Source organism: Lentibacillus populi (genome assembly GCA_014642895.1).
Taxonomy (GTDB): Bacteria; Bacillota; Bacilli; order Bacillales; family Amphibacillaceae; genus Lentibacillus_C; species Lentibacillus_C populi.
On record BMJD01000071.1, the window covers coordinates 1 to 12,715 of the forward strand.

Annotated in this window: 12 protein-coding genes, 1 pseudogene and 1 riboswitch; of the genes and pseudogenes, 3 read left to right on the plus strand and 10 right to left on the minus strand. The window is 41.4% G+C overall.

Annotated features, from left to right (window positions below; translation table 11 throughout):
• Window positions 1-162 precede the first annotated feature (162 nt).
• From alr to IEX12_RS21990, 4 genes are all read right to left on the minus strand, one after another.
• The gene (gene alr, locus IEX12_RS21975; protein ID WP_102414828.1) at window positions 163-1,296 is read right to left on the minus strand and encodes an alanine racemase; all 1,134 of its coding nucleotides are present in this window, start codon (window positions 1,294-1,296) and stop codon (window positions 163-165) included.
• A gap of 18 nt (window positions 1,297-1,314) precedes the next feature.
• Complete coding sequence (dat, locus tag IEX12_RS21980) at window positions 1,315-2,169, minus strand: D-amino-acid transaminase (protein ID WP_102414827.1); 855 nt, start codon at window positions 2,167-2,169, stop codon at window positions 1,315-1,317.
• Complete coding sequence (locus IEX12_RS21985; RefSeq protein ID WP_088052824.1) at window positions 2,166-3,164, minus strand: pyridoxal-phosphate dependent enzyme; 999 nt, start codon at window positions 3,162-3,164, stop codon at window positions 2,166-2,168. The genes dat and IEX12_RS21985 overlap by 4 nt, the downstream gene beginning before the upstream one ends.
• Window positions 3,165-3,301: 137 nt before the next feature.
• Window positions 3,302-4,492, minus strand: coding sequence for a M20 metallopeptidase family protein (locus IEX12_RS21990; protein ID WP_088053555.1), 1,191 nt, complete (start codon window positions 4,490-4,492; stop codon window positions 3,302-3,304).
• 175 nt (window positions 4,493-4,667) lie between these two features.
• On the opposite strand from IEX12_RS21990, the gene IEX12_RS21995 reads away from it, so the two are divergent.
• Window positions 4,668-5,633: a 2-hydroxyacid dehydrogenase gene (locus IEX12_RS21995; protein ID WP_088052823.1), complete on the plus strand. Its 966-nt coding sequence runs from the start codon at window positions 4,668-4,670 to the stop codon at window positions 5,631-5,633.
• Between the two features lie 31 nt (window positions 5,634-5,664).
• On the opposite strand, the gene IEX12_RS22000 is transcribed toward IEX12_RS21995, so the two are convergent.
• From IEX12_RS22000 to queF, 4 genes are all read right to left on the minus strand, one after another.
• Window positions 5,665-6,852: a M24 family metallopeptidase gene (locus tag IEX12_RS22000; RefSeq protein WP_088052822.1), complete on the minus strand. Its 1,188-nt coding sequence runs from the start codon at window positions 6,850-6,852 to the stop codon at window positions 5,665-5,667.
• A gap of 410 nt (window positions 6,853-7,262) precedes the next feature.
• On the minus strand, window positions 7,263-8,672 hold the full coding sequence (locus IEX12_RS22005) for an APC family permease (RefSeq protein ID WP_088052821.1): 1,410 nt from the start codon (window positions 8,670-8,672) through the stop codon (window positions 7,263-7,265).
• Window positions 8,673-9,125: 453 nt separating this feature from the next.
• Window positions 9,126-9,761 carry a queuosine precursor transporter gene (locus IEX12_RS22010; protein WP_102414826.1) on the minus strand — a complete coding sequence of 212 codons (636 nt, stop codon included), beginning with the start codon at window positions 9,759-9,761 and terminating at the stop codon, window positions 9,126-9,128.
• Between the two features lie 54 nt (window positions 9,762-9,815).
• Complete coding sequence (queF, locus tag IEX12_RS22015; protein ID WP_088052819.1) at window positions 9,816-10,313, minus strand: preQ(1) synthase; 498 nt, start codon at window positions 10,311-10,313, stop codon at window positions 9,816-9,818.
• Between the two features lie 286 nt (window positions 10,314-10,599).
• Window positions 10,600-10,646, minus strand: a riboswitch (PreQ1 riboswitch).
• A 241-nt stretch (window positions 10,647-10,887) separates the two neighbouring features.
• Here queF and IEX12_RS22020 point away from each other — a divergent pair.
• Together IEX12_RS22020 and IEX12_RS22025 are read left to right on the plus strand one after the other, a co-directional pair.
• Entirely contained in the window at window positions 10,888-11,679 is a 792-nt protein-coding gene (locus tag IEX12_RS22020) for an SDR family oxidoreductase (RefSeq protein WP_088052818.1), read from the plus strand.
• A gap of 6 nt (window positions 11,680-11,685) precedes the next feature.
• Window positions 11,686-11,814, plus strand: a pseudogene (locus IEX12_RS22025) (N-acetylmannosamine-6-phosphate 2-epimerase); the annotation flags it as partial.
• A 58-nt stretch (window positions 11,815-11,872) separates the two neighbouring features.
• Here the strand turns inward: IEX12_RS22025 and IEX12_RS22030 are convergent.
• Window positions 11,873-12,271 carry a type II toxin-antitoxin system death-on-curing family toxin gene (locus IEX12_RS22030; protein WP_088052816.1) on the minus strand — a complete coding sequence of 133 codons (399 nt, stop codon included), beginning with the start codon at window positions 12,269-12,271 and terminating at the stop codon, window positions 11,873-11,875.
• Window positions 12,272-12,532, minus strand: a complete 261-nt coding sequence (locus tag IEX12_RS22035) for an AbrB/MazE/SpoVT family DNA-binding domain-containing protein (protein WP_088052815.1) — start codon at window positions 12,530-12,532, stop codon at window positions 12,272-12,274.
• Window positions 12,533-12,715: the final 183 nt, after the last annotated feature.

Here is a 12,715-nt window from a genome sequence, read left to right on the forward strand (position 1 = left end):
ATTTTTGATTCAGTAACATGAATGCACCTCCTAACCCTATTATGGATCATGCGTTTGGGGTTTGCAAGCATCTTACTAAAGCAAACCGAAATTCATCACCCCCTTAGCCTTTAGGGATTGCCAGTAACAGGCTTGAAGAGGGAGACTTCTTTCGGAAGGCAGTTAAACGTATATCCGTGGAATTCGCTCCATTAAGCTTGCCAGCACTTCATCAACAATGCTATCCACCCAGCCGGAAACTTCACGTGCGGAAATTTCTTCATTACCTTGCTTGCCAATTAAAACCACCTCATCCCCTTCTTTGACATCAAGAATTTCGGTAACATTAATTAACGTCTGATCAAGCGAGATGATTCCAACGATCTTGGCTCTTTTTCCGTGTACAAGCGTTTCCCCTTTACTGGATAATGCCCGCTGATACCCATCCCCATGCCCAATCGGCACAACGGCAATTTTTTCTATAGAACGTGTAACATATTTACCTCCATATCCGACACGGGTATTAGCAGGTAATTCATGTATCTGGACTATTTTCGATTTCAGCTTTAACACTGGTTTTAGGGAAATAATCCCCCGTTGTCTTTGAGCCGGAGGATATCCAAATAGTGCAATCCCGGATCTAACCATGTCAAGATGCATGTCACTTCTCTCGATCGCAATCGTTGAACCTCCGACATGGCGAATCGGGAAATTAAATCCGTTCATGTTTAACTTGGATACGGTGTCCAAAAACAGAGCAAATTGCTGTTCCGTCGTTGCAAAATCCCCATCATCGGCACTGGAAAAGTGGGTATAGATCCCCTCCCATTTCAGACTGGGAAGGTTATAGTATGATCGGCAAAAGGCAATTGCCCGTTTGGGATCAACTCCAAAACGGTGCAAACCAGTATCTATTTTGAGATGTACAATAGCTGTTTGATTAAACTGTACGGCCGTCCTGCTGATTGCTCGTGCAATTTCCCCGGATGAAATCGAAGCAGTTAATCGATAACGAATAACCGCATCCACCTCTTCTAATGTGATCGCGCTTAAAATATGAATTGGTACATCAATCCCGTTGTCCCGGAGAAGGGCACCCTCTTCAACTGTTGTAACACCAAGACCATCTGCTCCAGCATAAACAGCTTTCTTCCCGATTGGAATAATCCCATGCCCGTAAGCATTTGTTTTGATCACGGCTAATAGTTTACAAGTATTTATCAGTTGTTTTATCTGGCGGACATTTTCCTTGAAAGCTGACAAATCTATTTCAGCAACGGTAGGATGTTGGAATTTAAATAATGGTGAATGTAGCAAAACATAGCACCTCCACTATCATACCCTGTTTGGATTATCCCGCTCATAAAGTGAACGAAATGCTTGCAAAATCTGTTTGGTAATTTCACCCGGCACACCGAAACCAATTATCTGATCATCGATTTTCAAAATTGGTACGATGTCCAGTTTTGTTGCAGTTATAAACACTTCATCTGCTTTCAATAAATCATCAACTGAATACGTTGTTTCATTCACTTTCAGGTTTAATCCTTTACTTAACTGCAAAACCTTTTTCCTGGTAATACCATTCAAAATAAAATTATTTGCCGGATGAGTGTACAATTCACCATTTTTTACGATGAACACATTTGATGCGCTTGCCTCAGTAACAGTGTTTCCGCGATGAAGGATGGCCTCGATGGCTTGATGTTCAACCGCTTTTTGTTTGGCAAGTACATTGGGAAGCAAATTGAGTGTTTTAATATCACACCGCAGCCAGCGAATATCCTCCGCAAGGACAGCCGCTGCACCCTGGTCCTCAACAGCTGTCATGCGTTCTTCTGCTCGTGTATAGGCAATGGTAACGGGTGGAACTTCGTTTTTGGGGAATTCGTGCCATCTTGCGGCAGTTCCCCTGGTGATTTGCATGTAAATAATACCTTCATTTAAATCATTAGCTGCAACCAGTTGAACAAGCTTATTTTTTAGTTCATTTATCGTACTTGGCAGTGTAAGCCTTACCTCTTTGGCACTTCTTGCAAGTCGTTCCATATGGTCATCCAACATCAGTGGTGTCCCATTATAAACCCCGATAACCTCATAGATTCCATCTCCAAATTGGTAGCCTCGGTCTTCGATGTCAATCATATTTTTCCGTCCGATAATCTGATTATTATATAATATTTTACTCAAAGCAAGCCCTCCCCTTTGTTACATGTATATCTTTCCGCAACATCTAAAATGACCGGCATATCGACACTGTTTCCGCTAATGATAACCACTACATGGGAACCTAAAGGGATTTGATGATTTAAAATTGCTCCAATACCAGATGCTGCTGCTCCTTCAATTACCATCCGGTGTTTACTGAGCATGAACCCTATTCCCTGAGCAAATTCTTCTTCGGTTAATAAAACAATCTGATCAACGTATTGCTGCACCATGTTAAATGTATAACGGTTATTAATGCCAATCCCGCCTAACAAACTATCAGCAAGGGTGTTATTTTCTTGTATCGAGACTGGTTTACCCTGCTTGATACTCTCATACATGGCAGCACCCTTGGCTGTTGATAACCCGATAACCTGTATTTCCGGATCAGTCGATTTTAGAGCAATTCCTAAACCGGAATGGAGGCCGCCACCTGATAATCCACCTATCACGGTATCGATTTCCGGTAACTCATCAAGCAGTTCCAACCCGATAGTTCCCTGGCCGGCAATGACATCAGGGTCGTCAAACGGATGGATTACGGTCAGCCCTTTTTCCTGCTCCAATTGATAACTCCGCTTTTCGGCATCATCCTGTGCGTCGCCGTAAATTTCAATATGTGCCCCTGAACGTTTTAATGTTTCTACTTTCGCTTTGGGAACCCGATTGGAAATACAAATCGTTGCATGAATATCCAGTTTTCTTGCGATATAGGCAACACTCATCCCAAAATTTCCAGTAGAGAACGTTGTCACTCCACATTTTCGTTCTTCCTCTGTCAGATGGAGGATCTTATTTGCTGCCCCCCGTATTTTGAACGAACCGCCCACATTCAAATTTTCCAATTTCAGATGAACAGAAGTCCCGGCAATTTCGGATAGTCCCGGAGAATATATTAATGGGGTCTTTTCCGAAATGGAAGTAATTCGTTTTCGTGCTTGCCAAATATCGCGTAGGGTAACAGGTTTCTCTGGCATGTTTTACCTCCCTTTATTGATTGGTGTGCGGTTTTCTTGATGGTGATTCTGCCTGCTTTCTTTCATGCGAGTTCCGATCCACCCTCGTTATTACACGGGTTGTGGCGTGCGTTTCATATCAATACAAATTAGACAACTCAATCGGCTTCATGGTCCAGCAAATATCGCCTTGCAGCTTCTGCTAGAATTGATACACCAACAGGTAAGACTTGTTCATCAATATCAAAATTTGGTGTGTGTAAATCACGAGTTATTCCATCTTCAACTGCACATCCTAAAAAGAACATTGCCCCTGGAACAGCCTGTGTCATATGTGCAAAATCTTCTCCTCCTAAACCGAATGCGGTTTCCAAAATCGTAAAATCAGGATGCAGGTCGTTTATCACTCGCTTAATATGGTGATTAACTTTAGCGTCATTTTTTAATGCCGGATCTTCAGGTGTTATCGTTAATTGATAATCTCCATTAAAAATCTCGACTACTGAAAAGGCCTTTCCCAGCTCGGCATGCAATTTTTTCCGGACATCGGGATGATAGCTGCGAATGGTTCCTTTTACTTCTATTTCAGATGGAATGACATTGCTCGCCGAACCGCTATGAATACTGCCAATACTAATTACTGCCGCTTCAAGTGGAGACACTCTTCTCGCCACTATTCCGTGCAAAGATTGTAATACCGGTCCAAGCATCCATACCGGGTCGGTTCCTAAATGAGGATATGCCCCATGTCCGCCAGTACCGTATACTGTTGCAGCAAACACATCTACATTGGCCATGCTGTAACCGTCATGCATCTTCACTTCGCCAAGCGGATTTTCCGGGCTCATGTGCAGTGCCATGATATAGTCAACATCATCCAACACGCCTGCTTTGATCATATATTGTGCACCTGTTGAACCAGCAATATCTGCCATCTCTTCAGCAGGCTGGAATAAAAATTTAACGGTTCCGTGCATCTTATCACCTTGGAAAATGTCACCTAGTAAACTGGCAACGCCTAAGCAAATCGCAGTGTGAGCATCGTGACCGCAAGCATGCATGACACCCTTATGTCGTGATATGTAGTGATGATTATTTTCTTCCTGAATCGGCAATGCATCCATATCAGCACGAATCGCAATAGTCGGCCCCGAACCAGAGGATAATGTACCAACAACTGCTGTCGGAAAGCCTATCCCTTTTTCAACCCGCATTCCTGGGATTTTTTCTAACACCTCGGTAACAAATTTTGATGTCTGCACTTCTTGAAAACTTAATTCCGGGTGCATATGGAGGTAGCGGCGCCATTTTATAAGCTCTTTCATCATCGCGTTTGCTCTGTCAAGCATTGCTCGATTTTTCTCTACCACAGCCTTCCCTCCTCGAATATATATTCATCATAATTCAGACTATTCCAATCGTCAATTACTATTCCAATTATTTTAAATTTTATATTTTCATATTGACTTCTATATCATTAGAGGATATTTTTAGGATAGCAGGAAACAAAACGGGGGGAATAGGATGAGGAAAAAAATTATTGCTTACAATCGCTTGGAAAAACCTGTTTTAGAAGCGTTACAAAGAAAGTATGATGTTCGCTTTTTTAAAAACATCGATACAAAAACCGATCCGGGATTTCTGGAATTTTTACATGAAACGGAAGGGATTATCGGATTGGAGTTGGTTGTTGACCGCGAATTACTAGAGCGAGCACCTAATCTAAAAATCGTCAGCAATGTATCTGTCGGTTACAATAATCTTGATTTGGAGCAGCTAAGCATGAGGAATATTATGGCGACAAATACGCCGGATGTACTTACCGATACGGTGGCAGATACGATATTCGGTATTCTTATTGCAACAGCAAGACGAATACCTGAACTTGATCAGCTTGTAAAAAACGGCGAATGGAAACAAGAAGCGGTTGGGCCGGAACATTTTGGCACCGATGTTCACCACAAAACAATTGGCATTATCGGCATGGGGCGAATCGGTAAAGCAATAGCACAGCGAGCCCGATTCGGCTTTAATATGGATATTTTATACTATAGCCGAACACGGAAGCCAGATGTTGAGGACACATTTGCCGCTTCCTATTGCAGTCTCGACACATTGCTTAGCAAATCCGATTTCGTTTGCCTGATCACTCCCCTAACTCCAGAAACAAAGGGTATGATAGGAAGACGTGAATTTCAGCTGATGAAAAAGTCGTCCATCTTCATTAATGGTTCCAGAGGCAAAACAGTCGTGGAGCGGGAATTAATCCATGCACTTCAAAACGGTGAAATTGCAGCAGCCGGCTTAGATGTATTTGAGACTGAACCGGTTGATGTGACCAATCCACTGTTGCAGATGAAAAATGTTGTGACCACCCCACATATCGGATCGTCTACTTTTGAAACAGAGTTAAAAATGTCAGAGCTTGCTGCCTATAATCTAGAAGAAGGCTTGAATGACCGAAAACCACCGAATTTAATTGAATGGTGACAGGAGTACTACCTGTCACCGAAAGCAGTCCCTATGCAAGCCGAATATTTGGTTTAATTAGTAATTCACGTGGAAAGTCAGCAAGTATTTCACACCCAGTTTCGGTTACACGAAATGATTCACTTATTTCCACACCCATATTTTCCATCCAAATACCAGGGATTAAATGAAATGTCATATTTGGTTCAAGTACGGTGCGATCTCCCGGCCTGAGACTTGCTGTATGCTCTCCCCAATCCGGCGGATAATTGAGCCCCATCGAGTAACCCATGCGCGATTCCTTTTTTATACCGTTTTTTTCAATGACCTTTCGCCAGACCATTTCCAGTTCCTCACAAGTAATGCCCGGTTTAACTGCATCAAGCGCTGCGTTCAATCCTTCAACAACACAATCCGCAACATATTGCATCTGTTCGGATGGCATGCCGATTACTGCAGTTCGGGCAAGTGGTGAATGGTAACGCTTATAACAGCCGGCTAATTCGATAATCACCGGGTCTCCCTGTTTAAACCTATCGTCCGTCCAAGTCAAATGACAGGCAGATGTTTTCTCACCAGTTGGCAGCAATGGAACAATTGCCGGATAATCTCCACCAAAATCTTCTAGCCCGCTGATCTGTGCATGAGCAATATCCGCTACGACGTCACATTCTCTTACCCCTGAATTAATCGAGTCAAAAGCCGTTTGCATCGCCTTCTCCGCAATTTTCCCAGCCTGCTTCATATAAGAAATTTCCTTTTCTGACTTAATAATCCGAACCCAATTGACCATATTCGTACCATCTGTAAACGAGGCATTTGGTAATCCCTGTACCAATTGCATATAGCTTTTTGCAGTAAAGTAATACGCGTCAAGCTCTACAGCGATCGATTGTTTATCTTGTTTTCGCCCCTTTAACAGATCACAGACAAAGTCCATTGGATGTCTTTCTGCAGACTGCACGTAGTAGTCGGCATATGGAATAATGTGATCCTTGTCGAGCCAAGTTGTATGGGCAGCTGCACTGGCATCCTGACCACGTCCGACCCAAATTGGCTGGTCTTCATCGATTAACAAAATGAGCAACTGATGAACATAAAACGACCAGGCATCATATCCTGTCAAGTAATTCATGTTCGCCGGATCTGTCACTAATAAAATATCAGCTCCGGCATTCGCCATTCGCTGTTTTGTTTTAGCTAAACGCCCCTGAAATTCTGTAATTGGAAATGTTAACATATCCATCTCATCCTCTCGTACATTAATCTGTCCTGTATAACGGAACCCAACTAGCATTCTCTTGATTAAATGCGCTTCCATGTTGCAGCCAAATATTTTTAGGATGATAGTTTATAGTAGAGTAAGTGAGTTTTTTGTGGATTAGTGCTGCGACAATCGATTTCTTCTGGAGGTTAAAGAAAATTTTAGGAGTGTACTTTCTATATAACATGCATATTCAATTATATGCGGAACAATTTTAAAAACGTGCCGATTGTCGACATTATGTTAGTTACATTATAGATTAGGACATTTTTTTATGTCAATGACTATTTAGATTATTTTAAATCCTCATTCATCTTGTTGGAGACAGAAAATCAAAAAAGAAACAACTACCCGATATGGGCAATTGTTCCCTTTTAAAAATGATGCTAGGCGATCCGATCAATCTCTTTTCTCATATGTTCATCGGCATATTCCTTACCATACTTTACGATGGATACTTTATAAAGGATTGCTCCAAAGATAATCCATAATCCAACGATCGCCCATTCATAAGGCCAGACTAGGGCTGAAGGCATTCCAGGCATATATAGTATGGAAATTCCGAGTGCCAGTACTACTGCGATCCAGCCAAGGAAGGTGCCACCTGGAAGTTTAAATGGGCGTTTCATATCCGGATCCTTTTTTCGTAAAATGATAAATGAAATTGCTACCATTAGCCAGGCAACGACAAGTCCCAATCCACCAGCATCAACGAACCATACAAGTGCTCTTCGTCCAAGTAACGGAGAAACAGTCGAGAGTCCTCCAATCAATAGGATTGCTTTATGTGGTGTTTTATATTTCGGATGCAGTTCCCCAAGGCTTTTCGGAAGCATACCCGCATTAGCAAGTGCATAGATCGCCCGGCTTCCACCAACATAGAATCCGATCCAGCTCGTTAATATACCGCCGACACCACCAAGCACAAGAATATTACCCATTAACTGGCTATCCCCAAATGCTTTAGCCATCGCATCGGCCGTGACCAAATTGGACTCACTGATTTCGGCAGGAGTAAGTATACGTGAAACCCCAAAAATAACAGCTATATACCAGACAACTGCAAGTAAAACAGAAAAAATCAATAATTGTCCAATTCGTTTCTGCGGCAAATTGATTTCCTCAGCCGCTTGCGGAATGACATCAAAACCGACAAACATAAACGGAGTCATAATAATAACCGTCAACAATCCGGCAATACCTTTTTCAAATAACGGCTGCATATTTGTAACGTTTCCACCAACCGTACTCCCAGTGATTAGTAATATACCTGCAATCGCAATCAATAAGGTTAAAATAAACATAATCGCTGTAGAAAACTTAATACCACGATAATTAATCCAGGTGATAATCAATGAACCTACAATACCAATACCGGCCCAGGTTGCGGTAACATCCCATCCGGCAATCGTGTATAAATATCCTTGACTATAATTTGGAATCAAATATTCAAAAACTGTTGGCAGTGCTACAGCTTCAAAAGCTACAACTGATACATACCCAAGAATAATCGCCCAAGTCGTCACAAAAGAGGCAAGCCGTCCCATCGCTTTGTAACTATAGACATGCTCACCGCCTGCCAACGGAAGTGCTGAAGCTAGTTCCGCATAAGTAAGCCCAACAAAAATTACTAGTATACCACCAATTGCGAAGGCAAGAATCGCACCAAGTGACCCGGCCTCTGTAACCCATAACCCCGCTGTTACCACCCAGCCCCAGCCAATCATGGCGCCAAAAGCAAGCGCCAGCACATCCTTATTTCCCAAGATTTTCAGTAACTTTTGCTCATTGTTCATCCATTTCCCTCCAATCAATTCTCACATAATGCTAATATTTCGTTAATTTAAAATGTATTTTGCCCTATCCAGGTTATTCATATATTTCAGGAAAACCATCCTTTTGTTTGCGAATATTACAGGGAAGTCAGTAACAATCTGAATAGAAGATATCAGCCAGTTAGCCGACTTGTATTCTCTATTAAAGCGTAGTTACAAGTCTCTATGTAATACCTTTTGTCCAGCTCGATTAAATTCTCCATGAAAAGACCTCCCGACATTACATTTAAAAAACAAAAACCAGTCATACAAGCAACACAAAATAAACATGTTCCTACCTGTATAACTGGTTATAACCTAAGGATGTGCCCTGCTTCAGCAGCAGAGTCAATTAGATTTAGCAGTTGGTTACTATCTTATTATTATCAATCTAGCAAAAAATCAGTTTAAAGTCAATTGGTTTCTGAAATTTTTCTATTTTGCAGCGACTAATTCACTTGTTGCATGGCTGGCTGACTTTCTGCATACCCTCACCAGTAAATATGCAAGCGGTGTGTCAACCAGTGCAATGCAGAATTTAAATACATACTGTGTTATAATCATCCCTAACAGAACACTTCCGGGAACCGTTCCCCAAAAGGCAATGGCAATGAAAATTATAGTATCGATTAACTGGCTTGTCATTGTTGATACATTATTCCGCAGCCAAAGTTTTTTCTCGCCATGCTTTGCCTTTAAACGATGGAAAATCGTTACATCGAGATTTTGACTGGCGATGTAAGAAAGCAAGCTTGCCAGTATGACACGGAAACTCCCGCCTAAGATTTGCTCGAATTCAGTTTGTGCTCCAAACACCGGTGCTGCCGGTAACTGGATAGCAATAAAAATAAAGATCAATGCGATAACCTGTGTTACAAAACCTGCCTGTACAGTTCTTCTTGCAGCTGCTTTCCCGTAGACTTCACCGATCACATCAGTAATCAGATAAGTTACCACATAAACAATAACGGCAGCCGGCAAAATAAATCCCCCAACACTAAATAGTTTTACGCCTAGAATATTTGATATTAGTAAAAGTCCCACAAATAATGCATTTAAATAGACAAACATATAACCCAAAACCCTTTCTTTTATTAAGAAAAGGACTTAGCTACCCTCATTTACTTAGCGGTTATCTATTTTTTCGGGGTATAGATCATGATTCATTATCCGATGGTCGGCCATTTGCAGAAATTTAGTTCCAGGCTTTCCGTAATTACAATATGGATCAATTGATATTCCGCCGCGTGGAGTGAATTTCCCCCACACTTCAATATACCGCGGATCCATTAGTTCAATCAGGTCGTTCATAATAATATTCATGCTGTCTTCATGAAAATCCCCATGATTACGAAAGCTAAAAAGATATAGTTTCAACGATTTGCTTTCAACCATTTTTTCATCGGGGATATAACTAATGTACACGGTTCCGAAGTCAGGCTGCCCTGTTTTCGGGCAAAGTGTCGTGAATTCCGGACAATTGAATTTGACAAAATAGTCCCGGTTAGGATGTTTGTTATCAAATGTTTCCAAAACCTCTGGTGTGTAATCAAATGCATAAGTTGTTCCTTGGCTACCTAAAAGGGTGATATCCTTCAATTCATCATCGCGTCTCCCTGCCATTTTAAAACCTCCTTTTCGTTTATAAGCAATAAGAAAAGCGGAAGCGCCCGTTTAGCAACGTACAAACTGGAGCACTCCGCAATGAGATAAAGGAAACACGGTGAGCTGGAAGCGAACCGATGTTGACTTATCGTAGTGAAGGAGTGTGAAGTTTGCTAGTTGCTGGGCGCTGGAGCTGGACATGGCTCTTCTCGATCATGAATTAATATCGCTAAAAACTATATACTTTCTTTACTTTCAAAAAAACCACGGCCCAAGGAGGCACATGGCTTCATAATCGTGTCATCTGTCCTTAGTTTTTTATAGAGGGTTTAAGCTAAGAACCTCTCCCGGTATTTGAATGAATATGCAGTATTCATATTCTTAGAATAGTATATAGTGACGGGGATGGGTTGTCAATCCGATAGATGGGCTCCCAGCTAGGAAAACCGATATGAAACTGGATATGCGAAAATATTTACAAATAAGCGATTATTGATACATACTAAGATGAACACCCAGTTCTGAACATCTAGATAAACAAAGCAAAAACTAAAATAATCTGTCAAAAAACTATTAATAGGAGGCAATACTAATGAATCTAGGTTTACAAGGAAAATCCGTCGTCGTAATGGCCTCAAGCAAAGGATTAGGCAAAGCAACTGCACAATTGTTTGCGTCTGAAGGTGCACATGTTTTTATTTCAAGCCGGAACGAAGATGAACTGAAGAAGGCAAAAAATGAGATACGGAAAGAAACTGGTAATGAAAATGTCGACTATATGGTCTGTGACATTACGAAACCAGATGAGCTTAAACTATTAATCACTTCAGCGGCTGAGAAAAATGGGACCATTGATGTTCTGGTGAACAACGCTGGTGGGCCACCTGCCGGGATGTTTCAGGATTTTGATGATGAAGCATGGCAACATGCATTTGAACTGAACCTGTTAAGCTTTGTCCGGGCGATTCGGGAAGTACTGCCATACATGCAGGAGCAAAAGCGTGGACACATCGTTAACATTGCTTCTTCATCGATAAAGCAAACATTGGATAATCTGATTTTGTCAAACACGTTTCGGGCAGGAATTGTTGGCCTGGCGAAGGGGCTATCACAGGAGCTTGCGGAACATAATATTTTAATTAATACCGTCGGACCTGGCAGAATCGCGACTGATCGTGTTGCCAGCCTGGATAAATTAACAGCAGAAAAATTAAACATGAATGTGGATGACTTAAAGCAAAGGACGGAGCAAGGGATACCGATGAAGCGGTACGGAGAGCCTGAAGAATTTGCGAATATGGTCGTCTATTTATGCTCACAAGCCAACACCTATGTTACCGGACAGACACTTGTCGTTGATGGTGGATTGGTGAAAGCATTGTAAACTTAAAAAGGGAATGTGATGACACCGGAAATGGACAAACGGTGTATAGAACTTGGTGCATTCTCAAGCGTTGTCGGCGGTGCCATTACACGGCCACGGGATATTACCAAACGATTTGTAGCGGAAATGGAATAGAAAAACTGAAGGCAAGCCTGTTTTAAAGGCTGGCCTTTTTGGATTGACCTTCGTTTCACTATTTATCCATACGAGTACTGTACTTTTCAATAATCCTCACTAACTCATCGAATGTATATTTTTTATTAACAACATCTACGGTAAAATCAGCCTGTTCCTTTTGGCTATCCATTTGAAAATCGTACCCATTATAGGATAAAAACTGTGTTAATGACAGAAATGCTGTCCGTTTATTCGCATTATGAAACGCATGATTTTGTGCAACGGATTCAAACAGTGCTCCGGCTTTTTCAAATACTGTTGCATATGCATCAGTACCAAATGCTGATTGCTGTGGGCGATGTACTGCCGAATCCAGTAACTCAACTGATTTAATACCAATTTGTTCACCGGGACTAAATCGTTCAATTATATACTGGCTAATGGCTGCAATTTCCTTAAACGTCAGATACCGCATTTATCGATCCACCAATTCCCGAATTGTTTCATCATGTTTTTTTGTATTTCGTTCCAAGACCTCAAAAAAGTCAGGACTAATTCCTTCTGGCAGTTTGAATTCTTCTTTTTTACGCATGGTAATCTCACCATTCTTTTGTTCGATCTCAACACTATCACCGTAAGAAATTCCAGCTTCTTTCAAGAATTCTTTCGGTATTGTTATACCATAGCTATTTCCAACCTTTGTTATCTTTCTTTCCGACTTATCCAGTTCATACACCTCATTTTGTTATAATGTTATAATTATTATAACATTACTCCGGCTATTTTAATACACTATTTGTGAATGACCCCACCTTATCATCATTTCGGAATGCTTGAAGGTAGGGCTTCCTGTTTCACAGACCATTGCATCTTAGGGGATTCCTAAGACGTCTTACATTGTCTCCACAGGCTTTGTTTA